The organism is Mycobacterium mantenii (genome assembly GCF_001667865.1).
Classification (GTDB): domain Bacteria; phylum Actinomycetota; class Actinomycetes; order Mycobacteriales; family Mycobacteriaceae; genus Mycobacterium; species Mycobacterium mantenii_A.
Genome location: NZ_LZJP01000100.1, coordinates 323,986 through 344,234, shown reverse-complemented (window position 1 = coordinate 344,234; position 20,249 = coordinate 323,986). Strand labels below are relative to the sequence as shown.

The 20,249-nt window shown below is 65.9% G+C and carries 17 protein-coding genes, 1 tRNA gene and 1 pseudogene; 11 read left to right on the top strand and 8 right to left on the bottom strand.

Going from position 1 to position 20,249, the window contains the following annotated elements; translation table 11 throughout:
- Positions 1-193: 193 nt before the first annotated feature.
- Positions 194-283: transfer RNA gene (locus tag A5688_RS19145), tRNA-Ser, on the bottom strand.
- Positions 284-312: 29 nt separating this feature from the next.
- Positions 313-411, bottom strand: a pseudogene (locus tag A5688_RS26995) (nucleoside deaminase); the annotation flags it as partial.
- Positions 412-936: 525 nt separating this feature from the next.
- Between A5688_RS26995 and A5688_RS19140 the strand changes: the two are divergent.
- The 3 genes from A5688_RS19140 (at position 937) to A5688_RS19130 (ending at position 3,305) form a co-directional block, all read left to right on the top strand.
- On the top strand, positions 937-1,653 hold the full coding sequence (locus A5688_RS19140) for a cutinase family protein (RefSeq protein ID WP_067908071.1): 717 nt from the start codon (positions 937-939) through the stop codon (positions 1,651-1,653).
- A gap of 69 nt (positions 1,654-1,722) precedes the next feature.
- Entirely contained in the window at positions 1,723-2,727 is a 1,005-nt protein-coding gene (locus A5688_RS19135; protein WP_067908068.1) for a glycoside hydrolase family 6 protein, read from the top strand.
- A gap of 101 nt (positions 2,728-2,828) precedes the next feature.
- Positions 2,829-3,305, top strand: a complete 477-nt coding sequence (locus A5688_RS19130) for a CAP domain-containing protein (protein ID WP_165607485.1) — start codon at positions 2,829-2,831, stop codon at positions 3,303-3,305.
- A 314-nt stretch (positions 3,306-3,619) separates the two neighbouring features.
- Here A5688_RS19130 and A5688_RS26990 read toward each other — a convergent pair whose 3' ends face one another.
- The 4 genes from A5688_RS26990 to A5688_RS19115 form a co-directional block, all read right to left on the bottom strand.
- Entirely contained in the window at positions 3,620-4,033 is a 414-nt protein-coding gene (locus A5688_RS26990) for a hypothetical protein (protein WP_207546707.1), read from the bottom strand.
- A 108-nt stretch (positions 4,034-4,141) separates the two neighbouring features.
- Positions 4,142-5,758, bottom strand: a complete 1,617-nt coding sequence (locus A5688_RS19125; RefSeq protein WP_067836280.1) for a DUF4185 domain-containing protein — start codon at positions 5,756-5,758, stop codon at positions 4,142-4,144.
- A 110-nt stretch (positions 5,759-5,868) separates the two neighbouring features.
- On the bottom strand, positions 5,869-7,002 hold the full coding sequence (locus A5688_RS19120; protein ID WP_067908065.1) for a cellulase family glycosylhydrolase: 1,134 nt from the start codon (positions 7,000-7,002) through the stop codon (positions 5,869-5,871).
- Between the two features lie 231 nt (positions 7,003-7,233).
- Positions 7,234-7,716, bottom strand: coding sequence for an NINE protein (locus A5688_RS19115; RefSeq protein ID WP_067908061.1), 483 nt, complete (start codon positions 7,714-7,716; stop codon positions 7,234-7,236).
- A 130-nt stretch (positions 7,717-7,846) separates the two neighbouring features.
- Here A5688_RS19115 and A5688_RS19110 point away from each other — a divergent pair, with 130 nt between their 5' ends.
- From A5688_RS19110 to A5688_RS19090, 5 genes are all read left to right on the top strand, one after another.
- Entirely contained in the window at positions 7,847-8,233 is a 387-nt protein-coding gene (locus A5688_RS19110; protein ID WP_067836271.1) for a DUF2237 family protein, read from the top strand.
- Between the two features lie 91 nt (positions 8,234-8,324).
- Positions 8,325-9,596 (top strand): sulfotransferase family protein, encoded by a 1,272-nt coding sequence (locus A5688_RS19105; protein WP_067908058.1) that lies wholly within the window; start codon positions 8,325-8,327, stop codon positions 9,594-9,596.
- A gap of 14 nt (positions 9,597-9,610) precedes the next feature.
- A complete protein-coding gene (locus A5688_RS19100; RefSeq protein WP_067908055.1) occupies positions 9,611-10,849 on the top strand; it encodes an MBL fold metallo-hydrolase in 1,239 nt (412 codons plus the stop codon).
- A complete protein-coding gene (locus tag A5688_RS19095) occupies positions 10,846-11,325 on the top strand; it encodes a VOC family protein (RefSeq protein ID WP_067836262.1) in 480 nt (159 codons plus the stop codon). The genes A5688_RS19100 and A5688_RS19095 overlap by 4 nt, the downstream gene beginning before the upstream one ends.
- A gap of 16 nt (positions 11,326-11,341) precedes the next feature.
- A complete protein-coding gene (locus A5688_RS19090; RefSeq protein WP_067908052.1) occupies positions 11,342-12,313 on the top strand; it encodes an LLM class flavin-dependent oxidoreductase in 972 nt (323 codons plus the stop codon).
- A gap of 368 nt (positions 12,314-12,681) precedes the next feature.
- Here A5688_RS19090 and A5688_RS19085 read toward each other — a convergent pair whose 3' ends face one another.
- Entirely contained in the window at positions 12,682-13,332 is a 651-nt protein-coding gene (locus A5688_RS19085; protein WP_067834385.1) for a GntR family transcriptional regulator, read from the bottom strand.
- Between the two features lie 68 nt (positions 13,333-13,400).
- Here A5688_RS19085 and A5688_RS19080 point away from each other — a divergent pair, with 68 nt between their 5' ends.
- Genes A5688_RS19080 through A5688_RS19070 form a run of 3 tightly spaced genes read left to right on the top strand, consistent with a single transcriptional unit; the run spans position 13,401 to position 16,867 of the window.
- Complete coding sequence (locus A5688_RS19080; protein WP_067910270.1) at positions 13,401-14,765, top strand: LLM class flavin-dependent oxidoreductase; 1,365 nt, start codon at positions 13,401-13,403, stop codon at positions 14,763-14,765.
- Positions 14,758-15,942, top strand: coding sequence for a CaiB/BaiF CoA transferase family protein (locus A5688_RS19075; protein ID WP_067834380.1), 1,185 nt, complete (start codon positions 14,758-14,760; stop codon positions 15,940-15,942). Before A5688_RS19080 ends, A5688_RS19075 begins: the two co-directional genes overlap by 8 nt.
- 13 nt (positions 15,943-15,955) lie before the next feature.
- Positions 15,956-16,867, top strand: a complete 912-nt coding sequence (locus A5688_RS19070; protein WP_067834374.1) for an HpcH/HpaI aldolase/citrate lyase family protein — start codon at positions 15,956-15,958, stop codon at positions 16,865-16,867.
- Here A5688_RS19070 and A5688_RS19065 read toward each other — a convergent pair.
- Entirely contained in the window at positions 16,864-20,247 is a 3,384-nt protein-coding gene (locus A5688_RS19065; RefSeq protein ID WP_067910273.1) for a pyruvate carboxylase, read from the bottom strand. The two genes, A5688_RS19070 and A5688_RS19065, sit on opposite strands and share 4 nt — an antisense overlap.
- Between the last annotated feature and the right edge of the window lie 2 nt (positions 20,248-20,249).

Here is a 20,249-nt window from a genome sequence, read left to right as displayed (position 1 = left end):
CTACAATGGGCCCCTTCCAAAAGACGGACTAGCGTCAGCTTGCAGTCAGTTCGCGGCGTTCATCCCTTTGCGCCGGCATCTGAAGCCTGCGACCGGAGGCAGGCGGCTGCGCTAAGCAGACGGGCCACTTGCGCAGTTCGAATGAACGCCGCGGGCGACGATCCCCTCTCTACTTGAGAGGGTGCAACTGTTTTGGCGGTGGCGGAGGGATTTGAACCCTCGGACGGTTTTAGCCGTCACACGCTTTCGAGGCGTGCTCCTTAGGCCGCTCGGACACGCCACCGCCGAGCAGCTTACCCAACCGAAGGCCCGTCACCCCAATCGCTGGCGGGCGAAGAATGCCTCCAGTGGCGCAGCGCACTCCTGCGCCAGCACACCACCGCGAACTTCCGGGCGGTGGCAAACCCGCTGGCGGAGGTGGCGGGGCCGCCGGAGGGGGCGCCTGTGCGAGAACGACGCACGTATCCGATGGCGCGTCATAGACGGTCCCGTCGCCACATTCGGCTGCTCTGCCCACCGCCGGCGAAACCCAGGTCGCGCCGACGAGTGGCGCGAAGATGGCCGGGACGATGAGGGCCAAACGATTAGCTGTGCTGACCATCGCAGATCTCCTTGCAGGAGATCCTAACTTCGCCAGCGTTGCTATAGAAGTGACAAAGGGCCCCTTCCAAAAGACGGACTAGCGTCAGCTTGCAGTCAGTTCGCGGCGTTCATCCCTTTGCGCCGGCGCCACGCCTACCGGCGGCAGTGGCTCAACCCTCCGTCACCGCCAAGGCCGCACGGAACGTGAGCTGTCTCAGATTTGTTGGAAGCTGGCTAACATTTGCATGCGCGTACTCTGCGCGGAATCCCCGGCGCGCAGTGCGCGATGGTGCCCAACTCGGCATCGGCCGAAAAGTCGCGGTTTAAAAATCGCGGTTCTGGGCACCCAGCGGCATGATCGCACGTCAGACCCCTCGTCTCCTTGCTCCTGCGGTGCTCGCGGTGTCGTGCGTCGGCGCCTCCGTCCCCGTGTCCGCCATCCCATCCGCTGGCGCCGAGCCGTGCCCGGACGTCCAGGTGGTGTTCGCCCGCGGCACCGACGATCCACCGGGCCTCGGGCCGACCGGACAGGCATTCGTCGACTCTCTCCACTCGCGCGTCGGTGGAAAGTCCTTCGACGTGTATCCGGTCAATTACCCCGCCACCCATGACTGGACGAGCGCGGGCGAGGCCGGCGTCAGAGACGCGGGCGCACACGTCGTTTCGATGGCGCGCGACTGTCCCAACACCAAGATGGTGCTCGGCGGGTATTCGCAAGGTGCGGCCGTGATGGGCTTCGTCACCTCGCCTGTCGTCCCGAATGGGATCGATCCGGCGGCCGTACCCAAACCGCTGGATCCGGCGGTCGCCAACCACGTCTCCTCGGTCGTGCTCTTCGCACTGCCCAGCGAGAAGGCGATGAACTTTTTCGGCGAGCCGCCGGTCGCCATCGGCCCGCTCTATCAGGCCAAGACCATCCAGGTGTGCGCGGCCGAGGACCCGATCTGCTCCGACGGGATGAATTTCGCCGCACACGACACGTATTCGACCAATGTGGCAATGATCGACAAGGGCGCGGCCTTTGCGGCCGGTCTTCTCGGCGGAGGTCCTGCCGGGCGCAGCTCGATGTAAGCGCATCGCCGTCGCTCGGGCCGTCGTCCGATTGGCGCTCGATGCTTGGGAGCCACTAATTTCCCTGGGGTGAACTTCTCAGCTGCAGGTGCGGCCGCGCGGTGGATCGCCCCCTTCCTCACGGTCGCAGCCGTGGCCGGCATGGGTCACGTGGCCGACCCGGTACAGGTCCGCCCCGGCCCGTCGGTGCGGTTGGTCGCCGACGGCGATCCGTTGGCCGGAGCGCCGTTCTACGTCAACCCGACGTCGGCAGCCATGCGCGCCGCGCAGAGCTCCGATCCGCCGAGCGCCGAGCTGACCGCCATCGCCAACACCCCGCAGGCGTACTGGATCGTCCCGGGCGGGTCGGCGGCGACCGTCGGGAAGTACGTCGGCGACGCGAATGCCGCTGGCGCCATCCCGGTGCTGGCGATCTATGGAATCCCCCACCGCGATTGTGGCAGCTTCGCCGCGGGCGGCATGGGATCGGCCGACGACTACCGCTCCTGGATCGCCTCGATCGCATCCGGTGTGGGCACCTCGCGGGTGGCGATCGTCGTCGAACCCGATGCGCTTGCCATGGCCGACTGCCTGTCGGGCGATGCGCGTCAGGAACGCTTCGACCTGATTCGCTACGCCGTCGACACGCTGACCCGCGACCCGAACGCGGCCGTCTATGTCGACGCGGGTCACCTGCGTTGGCACAGCGCCGAGGACATGGCCGCCAGGCTCAACCAGGCCGGCGTCGGCCACGCGCGGGGTTTCAGCGTAAACACCGCGAACTTCTTCACCACCGAAGATGAAATCGGTTACGGCGAGGCGATTTCGGGGCTAACGAATGGTTCGCACTACGTGATCGACACATCGCGCAACGGTGCGGGACCTGCGCCCGACTCGGATCTCAACTGGTGCAACCCAAGCGGCCGAGCACTGGGCACTCCACCGACCGCCAGCACGGCGGGCGCGCACGCCGACGCGTACTTGTGGATCAAGCGTCCCGGTGAGTCCGATGGAACATGCGGCAAGGGTGATCCGCCGGCGGGCAACTTCGTGAGTCAGTACGCCATCGATCTCGCCCACAACGCCGGTCACTAATTGCCGCGCAACGGATTTGCGATTTGTGATCGTTCTTGGTTGAAAATGGGTAACATTTAGATACCGAAAACAGCAAAGCGAGCGCGCGACCAAGAGGCATCATGGCCAAAAATGTCGAGATCATCGCCGTCTTCGCGATCTGTACTGCCCTCATCACGTCACCCAGTGCGCTATCCGGCTTCGTCGCGCACGCAGACGATGCAGCGACCGCGGTGTACAACGGCATCAATCAGCTTCGCGCGGGATGCGGTCCGATCAGCGACGACCCGCGTTTGACCGAAGCGGCCCAGGGGCACGCCGACGACATGCTGCGCAACGGGGTGAACGGACACATCGGTTCGGACGGCTCGTCGCCGCAGGCGCGTATCACGGCGGCGGGCTACAGGAGCAGGTATTCGGGTGAGATCGTGTTCTGGGGCACCGGATCCGCTGCGACTCCCCGTCAAGCCCTCGACATGTGGATGCAAAGTCCGCCACACCGAGACATCATTCTGAACTGCGCGTATAACGCGGGTGGCTTCGCGACCGCGTGGGATGGCAACAAGATGACCGTCGTGGGTGACTTCGCGGCGTCGTAAACCCATTTAGGACAAGCTTTTTCGAATCACGACTCCGGTCGCCCTGTCCGTCAGGTGTCGATGCCGCCACCGTCGGGCGGCAATCACACGTGTGGTAGCCACCCAGATCCTTTCGGCGACAGCATGAAACCGCGGCTTTGAGCGTCTTTGCACGCGGTCGTGCCCGCGTTGTCGTCGCTTCTTTCGGTTCAAGGACTGCAGCTACGAAACTGTGCCCGAGCTAGTTGTTGCCTGTATTGCGTTGGCCGACAACATCTTCTAGTCGTCGAATGATACGTCTCAGGATGAAGCCATCGAGCAAACCGGGCGGTCAATCACACGTGAGGGAGCCAAATGGAGCCGTGCGGTGACAGCACAAAGCCACGTCCCTGCGGGTCTTTGCAAGCTGTCATCCCTGAGTTATCGACGCCGCAGATAACGCCGTCGACGGTGATGGAGTGAAGCGGTGGGAGAGTTCGGATCTGGTGCTCTTGAATCGTCGCGTTGACGTAGGGCGTTGACGTGGCCGGTTCAATTCCAGTGTCGGTGCCCACGTAGGTATAGGGGTTCTTGTTCTCGGGCCCTATTCCGGGAAGGTTGTTGCCTGTACAGCCCGCCGCGGGCGGATTGCCGAAGTCGCAGGTGATGCCATCGGGTGTAAGGAAATACACCATATTGAGCGGAGGGCGACCAGGGTTGGGAAGGGTGATTGTGTAGTCCGAGACCGTGACTGGTGTGTAGCCGCTCAGATCGGGAAATGTCGGCGGGCCAGCGTGAGACTGGGTTCGGCATCCGACGATCAGCAGAGCCATCGCCCCGATTGTGATTGCTATGCGGCGAGCCATTGTGACGCTCCTTCACGGTCGGTTGACGTTGGCGATGACCTCTTGCACGTTGTATGGCGCACCTACGGGCGGAGTCGTCGTGTTCCACTGGCTCACGAACAGGTGCAGGTTGTCGAGAGTTTGGTTTGGCAGCGGCAGTATGTAGCCGCCGTAGGGCTGTGGTGTATCTGTGTGGTTGACGACGGTGGTCTCCACTCCGCGGGTAAAGAGTTGCGTCGGGTCGTTCGCGACTCTGACTTCGACGTTTCCCGTACTGGAATTGAAGCCCGAGAGCACCGGCTTCCCGCCGACTTCCCTGAGGCTGAGTTCACCGAAGTTTTGTCCTTGGCTTACCGATACGGGTGTTCCTCCGGGGGCGCCCCAACCGGTGCCGGTCCAAGGCTGCCAGGTGGAACGATCCATAACCTGGCCGGGGTCGGCGCGGAACATCGTGACGTTTTGTCCTCGGTCGAAGGAATTAGCGGCGATGTAGACTTTGCCGTCCGTACCCTTATAGCCGCTGACCTGGGTGGGCGCGTCGCCGGCGGCACGATATGAACCAGGCACCATTGTCCACCCCTTGCCCGGATCACCGTTGACTTCGACCAGCCACGAGGCCGCTGGCTGCAGGTTGCCCGTGGTTCCGGTCACCATCATGTATGTCTTGTCTCCCAGCGTGATCGTCCCCGCGGGCAGCGTGTCGCTGATTCCTGCCTTTACCGCCTCAGCCGGCATGGTAAACAGCTCGGTCCCGCTGTCTTTTGGCCCCGTCAACGGCGCTCCGAAATGCGGGTGTCCGTCGGCGTCGAAGGTCACTGGTACGGCCACGGATCGATAGTGTTCGCCCTCGCCAACCTTGTCACCGGAGAACGAGTCTCCGAAGATGGCGAGGTACTTCCCGGGCTGCCCGGGTACCTCCACGACTTCTCCCAAGTCCGCCGCGCCGATCCCGGGGATGCCTGGAATACCGCCGGTACCGGCGATGGGGCCCAAATTCCGCACCTCATTTGGTCTCAGCGGACTTTCCATCCACATATCGACGGCTTTCGGAGGATCGTAGCCGTCGGTGTGCAGGGCGTTCATCGACTTTCGCAGCGTGTCCGCGTAGGCGTTTCGAATTGAATTCATCTGCTTGACGGCGTCGCGGACGTCGTCCACGGCTTGGACATGCGCAGCTTTCTTCAGTCTCTCCAGTTTGTCGTGTTCCGCCGCGGGAAGGTCGAGCGTCAGGTCATGGTTTATCGCGCCGATGAGCCTGTCGAGCCCGCGCAGCTCACTGTCCAGCAGGGCGATCTCTTGAGCCCCCTGCTTTTGCGCGTCGGCCAAGGCGGCAGCGATGGACTCCAGCTCGGCACCGATCTTCGGCAACTGCTCGGACTGAGCGCCAAGGGATTTGGTGAGCCGTCGGACCTCCTCGGAGTCGTTGATGGGGTGGCCACCATCCTGGTGGTTCCAGGCCGCGGCGAAGCGTTTCCGCGCGTCCTCGAAGGCATGGTCGGCTTCGGCGGTGTGCCGGCCCGCGCCATGAAAGGCCTCGGCCAGCTGGGATACCTGAAACGGGCTGCCGGCCTGCAGGCTCTGGTTGATCGCCCACGGATCGCCACCGGCCGACGCGATCAGTTCCGCTTCGTTCAGGTTGGTCAGCGTCATGGCACCGCCAGCAGCCGACCAACACCGACGAGCATCGCCGCCCCCTTCTGAGCAGCTACAACCCTACTAGCGGAAGGCCTGTGGCGGATTGGTGTTGTCGATCTTCAGGTTCAGGTCTGGCTGCCGGCCAGCTTGCGCACCGTCAGCGCTTCGATGTCTTGGAACGGCCGTCCCTCGGGCCGGATCAGGTCGTGGAACCACACCTTCGGGACCGAGGTGTAGGGGTGATCCCATGAGTCCCAGGGGAAGTAGGTCTGGGTCTTGCCGGCGACCAGGCCCCAGTTGACGGCGCCGACGTTGTGGCGCTTCGCGACCGGCAGGATCGATTCGACCGTGCTGCCCTGGGGCCGCGCCATGTATTCCGTGCACAGGATCGGCCGGCCCAGCGGGGTGAGCTCGTTGATCCGGTTCTCAAACCCGGAGGGCCCGGCGTAGGAGTGGAAGGTGATCACGTCGGCGTTGGCGAGCTGAATGTCGCTGATCGCGCTGCGGCCCTGCGCTTGTCCCCAATGCCCCTGCCACACACCGCTTGTCAGCGGCTGGCTGGGCTCGACCGCCCGGGCCCAGCGAAAGACCTGGGGGAGCAGGTTGGTGACCAGCTGCTCCTTGTCGCTCCGTTCGACGTTGCGGTATTGGCGTGCGGGGTTGTCCGGCTCGTTCCACAGGTCCCAGCCCAAAACCCGGTCGTCGTTGCGGAATTGGGTCATCACCGCCGTGACGTAGTCGCGCATCACCGGGACGTAGCGCGGGTCGCCGAGGCGTTCGGCGCCCGGGCTCTGCGCCCAGCCCGAGTTGTGCACGCCGGGCCTCGGCGCGCGCTGGCGTCCCGCGCGGGGTTGCGGATCCCAACAGGAGTCGAAGAAGACGAACAGCGGTTTGATGCGGTGACGCGCCGCAATGTCGACGAATTGCCCAAGGCGCGTTTGAAAGCCGCGCTGATCGGCCGCCCAGAGCTGATCGTGCAGGAACACCCGTGCGGTGTTGTGGCCGTAGAACTGGGCCCATCCGAGCTCGGTGTCGATGCGCCGCGGGTCGAACGTGTCGGGCTGGAACATCTCGAGCTGGTTGATGGCGTTCGCCGGAATGTAGTTTGCGCCAACTAGCCAGCCCTGGGCTTGATACCACCGGTTGGCGCGCTCGGGTGACCACCGGCCCGCTTCCTCCGCGGAAGCCCGGGGCATCCGGGCAACTGCGGCCCCTGCCGCCAGTAACAGAGGGAGTTTCAGGGCCGTACGTCGTTCCACGATGTGACGATAAGTTTTCGGGGCGATTTCCCTGGGATTTGCTCAGCGCGTCGCAACAGGTCGAGGCAACAATTGTTACCGGCCGGTAATCGTGACCAATCCGTGACCATTGGCCTCCGGCGAGCCCGGCGGTCACGCGTGCCGGTCAGGTTAAAATCGGCCCCGCCCTACGCCAAACGCATTGTCGGACAACCGATCAAGGGCGTCCGGCGCCGGCTGACTGCTGGGGACTCATCGCAGCTTGCGACCGTGGTTGTCTTTGACGCTGCCGGTGAAGATCAAGATCGCGTCGACGATGGCCCAGACGATGCCGCCGAGCAGGACTGGGAAACCCAGAAAACAGAACAGGCTGAAGAGAACTCCGAACAGACCTAAACACAGCTGCGCCACCGCGATCTGAGTCGAGTCGATGTAGAAGCGGCCGATCCCGAACAACCCGAGGAACAGCTGGAGCAAGCCGGCGGTGGTGGCGGACTTGTCCGACAGCGCCAACCCGGTAGCGGGATCGCGGCCGTAGGGCGCCTGCGGGTCACCGTATCCCGGATAGCCGGGGTACCGCGGATAACCGGAGTACCCGGGGTAGGCCTGCGGGGGCTGATATCCCGGCGGCGGTGGTGGGGTGTGCGGGTTCGGCTGCGATCCGTAACCGGGCGGCTGCCAACCCCAGGGTGGCTCACCGGGGGGATTTCCGGGTTGGTCGGGCGGCGTCGACATCAAACCGAGTTAACACGTCCGACGTCCCGGCGTCCACACCGGCGGTCGACGGTGGCGGTAAGCGAAAAACCCGACGACGCAGTCTGCAAAGGTCTTCAAACTTCACCCCTCGGGGCGCAATACTGAACGGGTGCCTGATCGAAATGTGTTAGGCGGTCCGCTGGAATCGTGTGGCTCAGACCCGCTGACCGGCTTTTACCGCGACGGCTGTTGCTCGACCGGCCCTCAGGACCTTGGGCGGCACACGATCTGCGCGGTGATGACCGCCGAGTTCCTGGAGCACCAGCGTTCCATCGGTAACGACTTGTCGACGCCGGTGCCCGAGTACCGGTTCCCGGGCCTGCTGCCGGGCGACCGCTGGTGCGTGACCGCGCTGAACTGGCTGCGCGCTCACAACGACGGCTGTGCCGCGCCGGTCGTGTTGGCGGCGACGCACGAGAGCACCCTCGAGGTGGTGCCCCTGGAGGCGCTGCAGGAACACAAGGTCGACGTTCCCGACGATCTGGCCAACCTGTAGCGCCGGCCCACCGAGAGGTGGATGCACGATGCCTCCCCACCGCGGCTAGCGTCTGTGTCATATCACCTGACGCGTCGAAGAGGGGTTCGGAGTGGGTCCTGCGGTTGACGACATCGACTTCGACGACTTGACCGCGCCGCAACTGACCGACGTGCAGCGCCAGATCCTGGAATTCACCGAAGCCAGGCCCGTCGACCTCGACATCGACCGGATGCTCGCGGACGCCGTCGAGCAGACCGGTCTGCCGGCCGGAGCGGCCGACCTCGACGACACCGATGGGTACGCCGAGCGCCTGCGGAAACACGTCGCGGCGATCGAGGCCGACGAAGGCCTGCGCCAGCTCACCCGGGGTTCGCTGCGGCAGCGGATCGTGCGCCTGCTGCGCAACCGGTTGTCGCTCACCGAGCTCGTCCGGCGGTATCCCGAGATCGAGTCGATCCCGATCGAAAAGCCATTCATCGTCGTCGGAATGCCGCGCTCCGGCACCACGCATCTGGTGAATCTCATTGCCTCCGACCCGCGCCGGCGCGCCCTGCCGTATTGGGAGAGCCAGGATCCCATCCCCGCGCGCGGGCAGGGCCCCGACATCTTCGGCGTCGACCCCCGCTACGCCCGGGCCAAGGCAGAGCACGACGCGCTGATGGCGAGCGCGCCCGTGGTGGCCGCCATGCACGACCGGTTTCCCGAGGCGATCGAGGAGGAAGTGGAGCTGCTCGACCTCGATCTGGCCTCATACGTGCTGGAATGGCATGCGCGCGTGCCGGACTGGCGCGACTATTACCTGGGGTTGGACCAAAGCCGGCACTACGCCTACATGAAGAGGGTGCTGCAGGCGCTGACCTTCCTGCGTGGGCCGCGGACCTGGGTGCTCAAGAGTCCGCAGCACTGCGAACAGCTCGGCCCGCTCATGACGACCTTCCCCGACGCGACGGTGGCCTTCACCCACCGCGACCCAGTCGCGGTGATTCAGTCGGCGATCACCATGATGGCCTATTCGGATCGGTTGCGCCGCAACAGCATTGACCCGCAGTGGCTGCTGGATTATTGGAGCGACCGCGTATACCGACTGCTCAGCGCATGCGTACGCGACCGCGACCTGGTGCCCGCCGAACGCAGCATCGACATCGACTTCCACGACTTGGGCGGCAACGAGGTGCCGGTGCTCGAACGGCTTTACCGGTGCGCCGGCGTCGACTTGCCGCCCAAGGTGCGCGAACAATTCAAGCGCTACCTGGAGGGCAATCCGCGGGGCAAACACGGCCGTATCCGTTACGAACTGCAACGGCACTTCGGCATCTCCGCCGATGAACTGCGCGGCCGGTTCGGCTTCTACTTCGACAAGTTCGACGTCCGTCCCGAATAAAGGAGCCACCAGCGATGTCCGACCCCGTCTATCGGAGCAGGCCGGGTGCCGATGCGATGTGCCCGGCGTCCGCCGAGAGGGCCGAGGAGATCGCCCCGGGATTATGGTGCTCGCCGGGCTTGTCCAACTCGTATCTGCTCACCACGACCGAGGGCCGGGTGATCGTCAACACCGGCATGGGCTTCGAGGGCCCGGTGCATCGCGCCAACTTCGATGCCGTCGACCCGTCACCGGTGCGCTACATCATCTTCACGCAAGGACACGTGGATCACGTCGGCGGCCTGGACAGTGTGCGCGATCCCGAGACGACCGTTGTCGCGCAAGCGAACTGGAAGGCCTGGCGAGACGACAACGATCGGCTGATCCCGTACCGGGCCAGCCGCAGCGCATTCGCCTTCAAAGACACACTGGCCAGTGGCATCCAAGCCATCCAGCGTCGCCTGGGTACGACGCGGCTGGCCGGTCAGAGTGTGCCCGTCGTCGACCTCGACTTCCAGGACACCCTCCGCCTGGAGGTCGGTGGCCGGCGCCTGGAACTGATTTCCGTGCCCGGCGGTGAGACCACCGACTCGTTGGTGATCTGGCTGCCCGAGGAACGGATCTGTCTGTGCGGAAACACTTTCGGTCCGCTGATCGGACATGTTCCCAATCTCGTCACCATGCGGGGCGATCGGTACCGCGACGCGTTGACGGCCATCGCATCGGTGGACAGGGTGCGCGATCTGCAGGCCGACCTGCTGGTGACCGGTCACTTCGAGCCGGTCAGGGGCGCCGAACGGATCAATGAAGAGCTGACCCGGCTGCGCGACGCCATCGAGTACATCCACGACCAGACCGTCGCCGGGATGAACGCCGGCAAAGACGTCCGCACCTTGATGCGGGAAATCTCTCTGCCCACGGAATGCGAAGTGGGCGAGGGCTACGGCAAAGTCGCCTGGGATGTGCGGGCCGTCTGGGAGAACTATTCGGGCTGGTTCCATCACGAATCGACCACCGAGCTTTACCCGGTCGGATTCGATTCCGTCGCCGCCGATGTGGTCGGGCTGGCCGGCGCCGACGCGCTGCTGGATCGGGCCCGGGCACACCTGGGCGCCGGTCGCGCGGTGCAGGCCATCCACCTGGCCGAGCTCGTTCCGGCGGATCATCCGGGGGTTCGCGACGTGCTGCGAGCAGCCCATGAAAAGCTTCTGGCGGACAGCACGAATTTCTGGGAAAGTGCCTGGCTCCGCGACCAGATAGCGAGGAACTCATGACGGCGTTCGCACTGCGGCCCGAGGACTTCTATCACACCGGCATCATCGTGCCTGACCTCGACGAAGCGATGGCCCGGCTGAGTGCGCTGGCCGGTTACCGGTGGATCACGCCGGTGAGCTACACCTTGCCGTTTCGCACGACAAGCGGGACCCAGGAGGTCACTTCGACTTTCGTCTATTCGCTGCAGGCTCCGCACGTCGAACTGATCAAGGAGGTACCCGGGACGGCCTGGACGGCGGCGCCCGGCAACGCGATTCACCACCTTGGCTACTGGACCGACAACTTGGCCGAGAGCGCGAAGATCTTGGAAGACAACGGCTTCAGCTTCGAAGCAACCGCCGACACCGCACCGCCCGAACTCGCGCTGTTCGCCTACTACCTCGACGCGGCCGGAACCCGCATCGAGATCGTTGACCGCGCGCTGTTCCCGGACTTTCCGGCGTTCCTGCAGTCGGCGGCCGGCCCGGAAGCATAGTCAGGCGAGGCCACAAATGCTGTTAACCGTGCTGCGCTTCAATTTTGCCTCGCCCCAAGGCGATCCGCGCACACAGGGCAAGCTCCTGTCCGCGGCGCTCGAGCTGGGGCAGTGGGGGGAGTCCCACGGCATCACGTCCATCAGCGTCGACGAGCATCACGCGACCGGGCACGGGTGGAGCTGCAATCCGATCATGGCCGCGGCGATGTTCTTGGCCCGGACCTCGACGCTGATCGCGAGCGTCGACTGCGCACTGGGGCCGTTGTGGAACCCGGTGCGGCTCGCCGAAGACATCGCGCTCGTCGACAACATGAGTCGCGGCCGCCTGCACACCACGGTCGGTCTGGGGTATCGCACCGTCGAATATGACGCTCTCGGAGCCGATTTCGGTGGGCGGGGCGCGCTGATGGACAACCTCCTCGAGCGGATGCTGGCGGTCTGGTCCGGCGGCGATCCGGAGAACGGGATCTGCACCGGGACCTGGACGCGACCGCATCCACCGCTGTATGTCGGTGGTGGCGCGCGGGCCACAGCGCGCCGCGCGGCCCGGTTCCGGCTGCCGCTCAGCCTGGCCGACCACCTGCCCGACATCGCCGATTACTACCGCGGGCTGTGTGCCGAGGCCGGCATGTCGCCGTTCATCCTGATGCCGGGGCCCATCAACCGCGGAATGATCTACCTGCACGAGGATCCGGATCGGGCATGGGCGGAGCTGGGTGATCACATCCTTTGGGAGGCGGTCACTTACGGACGATGGTCAACCGACCAGCGCTCGCTCATGCACCTGCCGGGTGTCGAAACACTCGACCAGGTCAGGGCATCGGGACGATACCGCTTCCTCACTCCCGATCAGCTGATCACCGAGGTGCGGGATGCCGAGAACTACGGCCCGCTCGTCATGCATCCCCTGGTCGGCGGCATGCCGGTCGACGAGGCGTGGAAGTCGGTCCAGTTGTTCACCGACAAGGTTTTGCCCGCGCTGACCTGACCACGTCGAATTCTCCACTCCCGATTGCGAATCCGAATTAGGGGTACGCGGCCACAGTCCAAGCTGAACTTATGGAACGGGAGATTCAATGAGATCCGAGGCCAAGAGGGCAATCGCGATACTCGGCGGCAGCGCCGCGCTGGCTTTGGCGGTCGGCTGTGGTGTCGCCCCAGGCGCATCGGCCAGCAACGACCCCGCGGCGCCGCCGTCGCCCACGTCGTCGAACCCCGCACCGCCGCCGCCCTCACCACCGCCGGCCGCGCCTCGAGCGCCGTATTACAACGGCGGCACTGGCGGAACGGGCACGGGTGGCGGAGGCGCCGCAGGCGGAGGAGCTGGCGGCGGCGGCTGAGCGGATCGAACAACGGCTAACCGTCGCGGCGCTGCTCCAGCCAGTCGGCCAGCGAGCGCCCGGCGTCCAGCACGTGACGTTCGGCGATCGTGCGCGCCCGCTCGGCGTCCTTGTCGCCGAGGGCGTCCAGCAGCTCCTGGTGTTCGTCCAGTGAGTGCTTCTCGTGCTCGGGGAACAAGGTGAGGAAATTGCTCGGCACAACCCGGGCGGCCTGCTTGATCTGATTCATCAGCCGGGGCGAGTGAGCGGCCCGGTGAATCATCTGATGGAAGTGCCAGTTGGCCTCGCCGATGCTGTCGTCGCCGGACCGGGCGACGACGTCGGCCGCGAGCTCCCGCAGCGTCTCGAGCTCTTGCGCCTCGATGCGCGCCGCGGCCCACGCCGCTGCCTGCCCGGTCAGCACGCCGAGAATGGTGAAGCTGTCCAGGACGTCTTCGGGGCTGATGCCGATCACCGTCACACCGCTGCGCGGGGCGACTCGGACCAATCCCTCGAAGGACAGCTCCAGCAGCGCCTCCCGCACGGGCGTGCGGCTGGTGGCGAATTCCTCGGTGATGGCATCGAGGTCAACGCGTGATCCGGCGGGCAAGGCGCCGGTGAGAATCCGATCGCGCAGCTCGCGGGCGGCGCGCTCCCGGACCGTCCCGGAGATGTCGATCGCGGCCACCAGCAGACGATACCAAAACCACAGATCTAACGTTTGATATCTGAAATATCAGATGTTAAGTTTCAACCATGCGCACCGACAAAATGGCCCTCGTCGCCTTCATGCAGGCCGGCAGCACCTCGGTCTACGCGGGCTCGTGGCGGCACCCCGCAACCGAGCACCGATACCTCGAAGCGTCCTACTACGCCAAAATCGGCCGTCAGCTCGAAGAGGGCTGCTTCGACCTGATGTTCTTCGACGACCGCCTGGCGATGCCGGGGGTCTACGGCGGATCCGTGGACGACGCCGTCCAGTACGGCGCCCGCCCGGTCAAGCTGGACCTCGGCGTGATCCTCGGGGTACTGGCGCAGGCCACCTCGAAGATCGGGCTGGGCGCCACCTACTCGACGACCTACTACCAGCCGTTCCACGTCGCGAGAACCTTCGCGTCGCTGGATCACCTTTCGGGCGGCCGCGCCGCCTGGAACGTGGTCACCTCGGTCAACGACAGCGAAGCGCAGAACTTCGGCGTCGACGCACACCTCGGCCACGACGAACGCTACGACCGCGCCGACGAATTCATGGATGTGGTGACCGGCCTCTGGGACACCTGGGAGGACGACGCCGTCCTGCACGACAGGGTGTCCGGGCACTACGCGGACCCGAGCAAGGTGCACGAGCTGGGGCACGCCGGCCGGTTCTTCTCCGCGCGCGGCCCGCTGACGGTGCCGCGCACGCCGCAGGGTCGCCCGGTCATCATCCAGGCCGGATCATCGGGTCGCGGGCGCGAATTCGCGTCGCGCTGGGCCGAATTGATCTTCACCGGCGACCCGGGCATCGACGTCGCGCGCAGCCACTACACCGATCAGAAGGGCCGTATCGCCGACGCCGGCCGCGATCCCGCCGCGGTTCGCATCTGCCCCATGGCATACGCTGTCGTCGGCGAGTCGGAAGTCCACGCCAAGGAGCGCGAAGCCATGTTCCTCAACGATCTGGTTCATCCCATGGCATCCCTGACCCTGCTGTCGGAGTTGATGAATTACGACTTCGCGCAACACGATCTCGACGACCCGGTGACCGACGACCTGCTGGACTCGGTGTCCGGCATCCGCGGGCTGGTGCAGAACCTGCGCACGCATATCGGCGGGGACACGGTGACGCTACGGGACCTCGCCAATCATCGCGCCACCCTGCTACAGGGGCCGCGTTTCGTCGGAACCGGTGAACAGGTCGCCGACCAGATGGCGGACTGGTTCGAAAGCGGCGCCTGCGACGGATTCGTCCTGGCCGCAACGCATCTGCCCGGGGCATTCGAAGACGTCGTCCGCATGGTGGTCCCGGAACTGCAGCGCCGCGGGCTGTTCCGCACCGAATACGAATCGTCGACGTTGCGGGGACACCTTGGGCTGCAACGGCCTTCGAACAGCCTGGCGGGCGCCGGTGCGAATGCTTGACGGCCTGCGGGTGCTCGACCTCGCCACCCTGGCCGCCGCCCCGCTGGTGGCGACCTACCTGGGCGAGTTCGGCGCAGACGTCATCAAGGTCGAAGAACCCAGGCATGGCGATCCGATCCGCGGCTGGGGAAATCAGCGCGACGGCGTCGGATTGATGTGGAAGTCGATCTCGCGCAACAAGCGATCGATCACGCTGGACCTGCGCTGCGCCGAAGGCCAGGCGCTGGTGCGCCGCCTGGCGGAGCATGCCGACGTGGCCATCTTCAACACCCGCCCCCAGACCTTGCGCAAGTGGGGCCTGGATTACGAGAGCCTGCGCGCCGTCAACGACCGGATCGTGATGCTGCACATCACCGGTTACGGATTGAGCGGGCCGAAGAGTCAGCGTCCCGGGTTCGGCACGCTGGGGGAGGCGATGAGCGGATTCGCGCACATCACCGGCCAGGCCGGCGGTCCTCCCACGCTGCCGCCGTTCATGCTGGCCGACGGTGTCGCGTCACTGAACGCCGCTTACGCGGTGATGATGGCGCTGTATCACCGCGACGTGCACGGCGGCCCGGGGCAGTTGATCGACGTCAACCTGATCGATCCGCTGGCCCGGCTGCTGGAACAGACGCTGCTGGGTTATGACCAGTTGGGTCTGGTGCCCGAGCGCTCCGGCAACCGGTGGGATATCTCCGCGCCCCGCAACACCTATCGCACCGCAGACGACAAGTGGCTGGCCATGTCTGGCAGTTCACCGGCGCTGGCGTTGCGGGTGTTCCGGGCGATCGGCCGCAATGACTTGCTGGACGACGCGGACTTCTCCGACCCGCAGCGGCGGCTGGCCCGGGCCCGCGAAGTCGACGAGTTGGTCGCCGATTGGGTTGCCACCAAGACGCTTTCGGAAGCGATGGAGGTCTTCGACGCCCATGAGGTGGCTGCGGCCCCGGTCTATGACATCGCCGATCTGGTCGCCGACGAGCAGCTGGTGCACCGTGAGGTGTTCATCTCCGTCGACGACACGCAGCTCGGGGCGATGAGGGTACAGGCCCCCGTTCCGCGTTTCTCATCGGCTTCCGGCACGGTCGGCCAGCTCGGGCCCCGCCTCGGCGAACACAACGCCGAGGTCTATGGCGAGCTACTCGGCTTGACTCCCAACGACATTGACGACCTGCGCGCCCGCGGCGTGTTGTGACAGAAGGAAATCCATGACCGATCTGCTTCGTCGTTCCGAACTCGCGGTCCCCGCGAGCAATGACAACATGTTCGAGAAGGGTGCCCGGTGCGGCGCCGATCTGGTGTTCCTCGATCTCGAGGATGCGGTGCCACCGGCATACAAGGAAGAGTCGCGAGGCAAGGCGATCGCCGCGCTCAACGACATCGACTGGGGTCGCACCGCGCGCGCGATCCGAATCAACGGCCTGGACACCCAGTGGTGTCACGACGACGTCGTCGACGTGGTGAGCAAGGCCGGCCGGAACCTCGACACGATCATCATTCCGAAAGCCCGCCGGGCGCGCGACGTCTGGTGGGTTGACGTGCTGCTCACCCAGCTGGAGGCAAAACTCGGCCTGGGCAAACCGATTCGGCTCGAGGTCCTCATCGAAGAGGTGGAGGGCCTGGCCAACGCCGAAGAGATCGCGGCGGCGAGCCCGCGCCTGGACGCTCTGATCTTCGGGGTGGGCGACTTCTCGCTGTCCCAGGGCGCCCGGGTGGACACCAACTTCGTCCCGCTCGGCGAATATCCGGGCGAATTCTGGGCTTACGCGCGCAATAAGGTGATCGTGGCCGCTCGCATCGCCGGCATCGACGCGATCGACGCGCCGTATCCCGACTACCGCGACCTGTCGGGGTACGAGCGCGACGCGCGGCGGGCGTCGCTACTGGGCTACACCGGCAAGTGGGCCATCCACCCCGACCAGGTGCCCGTCGCCAACGAGGTCTATGCCCCGACCGCCGACGAGATCGCCCGGGCCGAAGCCAATGTCGCCGCGTATCGGGAGGCCGAGGCCAAGGGTCGCGGCGCCGTCGGGGTGAATGGCGTCCTGGTGGACGCGGCCCACGTGAAGCAGGCGGAACAGACGCTCGCACGCGCCGCCCTGATCAAGAGCAGCCGCTAGTCGATCACCACCAGGAGGTCGCCGCCCTCCACCTGCGCGGTCTGTGAGACCGCGATTCGCGCGACCTTGCCGGTCTTCGGGGTGGTGACGGCGGCCTCCATCTTCATCGCTTCGATCGTCGCGATGGTCTGGCCGGCTTCGACTTCCTCACCCACGTCGGCGGTCACCGTCACGACGCCGGCGAAGGGAGCGGCGACGTGATCCGGGTTGGCGCGATCGGCCTTCTCGGCGGCGGGCACATCCGAGGCGATGCTGCGGTCTCGCACCACGACGGGCCGCAGCTGTCCGTTGAGGATGCACATCACGGTGCGCATGCCGCGTTCGTCGGCATCGGAGATGGCCTCCAGCCCGATCAGCAGCTCCACACCACGTTCGAGCTCGACGCGATGTTCGTCCCCTTGACGCAGCCCGTAGAAGAACTGATTGGCGCTCAGCCCAGACGTGTCGCCGTACGTCTCACGGTGTTCCTCGAGTTCTTTGGTGGGCCCGGGGAACAGCAGCCGGTTCAGCGCCGCCTGGCGGTCGGCGCCCGGTATGCCCAGCGTCTTTTCGTCCTCGGCGGACAGCGCTTGCTCCGGCTTCGCCGGACCGCGCCCCTCTAATGCCTTGGTGCGCAACGGTTCAGGCCAGCCGCCCGGCGGGTCGCCGAGTTCGCCGCGCAGGAAGCCGATGACCGAGTCCGGGATGTCGTAACGGGCGGGGTCGTCGGCGAATTCTTGCGCGCTGACGCCCGCGCCCACCAGCGCCAGCGCCAGATCGCCGACCACCTTGCTGGACGGCGTCACCTTGACGAGGTGCCCCAGGATGGCGTCTGCCCCGGCGTAGGCATTTTCGATGTCCTCGAATCGGTCGCCGAGTCCCAGCGCGATGGCCTGCTGGCGCAGGTTCGACAGCTGGCCGCCCGGGATCTCGTGGTGATAGACGCGTCCGGTCGGGGCGGGGAGCCCGGACTCGAAGGGCGCGTACACTTTTCGGAGCGCCTCCCAATACGGCTCGAGGTCGCATACCGCCGGCAGCGACAACCCGGTGTCGTAGGTCGTGTTGGCCGCCGCGGCCACGATCGACGACAGCGCCGGTTGGCTGGTGGTCCCCGCGAGGGGAGCCGCGGCGCCGTCGACGGCGTCGGCTCCGGCGTGCCAGGCCGCCACATAGCTGGCGAGTTGCCCGCCCGGGGTGTCGTGGGTATGCACGTGGACCGGCAGGTCGAACCGGGACTTGAGCGCCGAGACCAGGGTCGCGGCCGCGGGTGCGCGCAGCAGGCCGGCCATGTCCTTGATCGCCAGCACGTGTGCGCCAGCTTCGACGATCTGTTCGGCCAGCTTCAGGTAATAGTCGAGCGTGTACAGCTTTTCGGCCGGATCGCTGAGATCACCGGTGTAGGACATTGCCACCTCGGCCACCGCCGCCCCGGTGTCCCGCACGGCCTCGATAGCCGGTCGCATCGAGTCGACGTTGTTCAACGCATCGAAGATTCGGAAGATGTCGATGCCCGTCGCCGTGGCTTCCTCGACGAACGCCGTCGTCACCGTCGCCGGATACGGGGTGTAGCCCACGGTGTTGCGTCCGCGCAGCAGCATCTGCAAACAGATGTTGGGCAGCGCCTCGCGCAGCGTTGCCAGCCGCTCCCACGGGTCTTCCTTCAGGAACCGCAGCGCCACATCGTAAGTCGCCCCGCCCCAGCATTCGATCGACAGCAGCTGCGGTGTGGTGCGGGCGATGTAGGGCGCCACCTTGATCAGGCCGCTGGTGCGGACCCGCGTGGCCAGCAGGGACTGGTGTGCGTCGCGGAACGTGGTGTCGGTGACGGCGACGCCGCGCGACTCGCGCAGCCAGGCCGCAAAGCGCTCCGGACCGAGCTCGGTCAGACGCTGTTTGGAGCCCGCCGGCGGGGCGGTCGACAGGTCGATGTCGGGCAGCTTGTCGTGTGGGTACACCGCCGACGGACGCTCACCATGCGGCTTGTTGACGGTGACGTCGGCCAGGTAGTTGAGGATCTTGGTGCCGCGGTCGGCGGAGCTGCGCGCGGTGAGCAGCTGGGGGCGTTCCTCGATGAACGACGTCGTGACACGGCCGGCTTGAAAGTCTGGGTCATCCAGAACCGCTTGCAGGAACGGGATATTCGTCGAGACACCACGGATCCGGAATTCCGCGACCGCGCGTCGCGCGCGGCGCACCGCCGTGGCGAAATCGCGGCCCCGGCAGGTCAGCTTGATCAGCATCGAGTCGAAGTGCGCGCTGATGTCGGCGCCCAGCGTCGTGCCGCCGTCCAGCCGGATTCCCGCGCCACCCGGGGTGCGGTAGGCGGTGATCCGGCCGGTGTCCGGGCGGAAGCCGTTCGCCGGATCCTCGGTGGTGATCCGGCACTGCAACGCCGCGCCGTGCGGGACGATCGAATCCTGGCTTAAGCCAATGTCGTCCAAGCTCTGCCCGCCGGCGATCCGCAGTTGCGCCGATACCAGGTCGACGTCGGTGATCTCCTCGGTGACCGTGTGCTCCACCTGGATGCGGGGGTTCATCTCGATGAACACGTGGTTGCCGCGCTCATCGAGCAGGAATTCGACCGTGCCCGCACACGTATAGCCGATGCTCCGCGCGAAAGCAACCGCATCCGCGCAGATCCGCTGGCGCAGTTCAGGATCCAGGTTGGGCGCCGGTGCGATCTCGACCACCTTCTGATGCCGGCGCTGTACACTGCAGTCCCGCTCGTAGAGGTGCATCACGTTGCCCCGGGTGTCGGCCAGGATCTGGACCTCGATGTGCCGTGGATTGATCACCGCCTGCTCGAGAAATACCGACGCATCCCCGAATGCGGATTCGGCCTCGCGGCTGGCCGCCTCGATCGCCTCGGCCAGCGAGGCGGCGTCGGCCACCCGGCGCATCCCGCGTCCACCGCCACCGGCGACCGCCTTGACGAACAGCGGGAAAGTCATCGATTCGGCGGCCGCCAGCAGTTCGTCCGCCGAGGTCGAGGGTGCCGAAGAGGCCAGCACCGGAAGACCCGCTGCCCGCGCCGCGGCGACGGCCCGCGACTTGTTGCCCGTGAGCTCGAGCACCTCCGCGCTCGGGCCGACGAAGGTGATGCCCGCCGCGGCGCACGCCGCCGCCAGGTCCGGATTCTCCGACAGGAACCCGTAGCCGGGGTAAATTGCGTCCGCTCCGCAAGCCCGTGCCGTCGCGACGATGTCGTCGACCGACAGGTACGCGCGGACCGGGTGACCTTCCTCGCCGATCTGGTAGGACTCGTCGGCCTTCAACCGATGCACGGAGTTGCGGTCCTCGTACGGGTAGACCGCGACGGTGGCGAGTTCCAGCTCGTAGGCGGCGCGGAACGCCCGGATCGCGATCTCGCCGCGGTTGGCGACCAGTACTTTCCCGAACATCG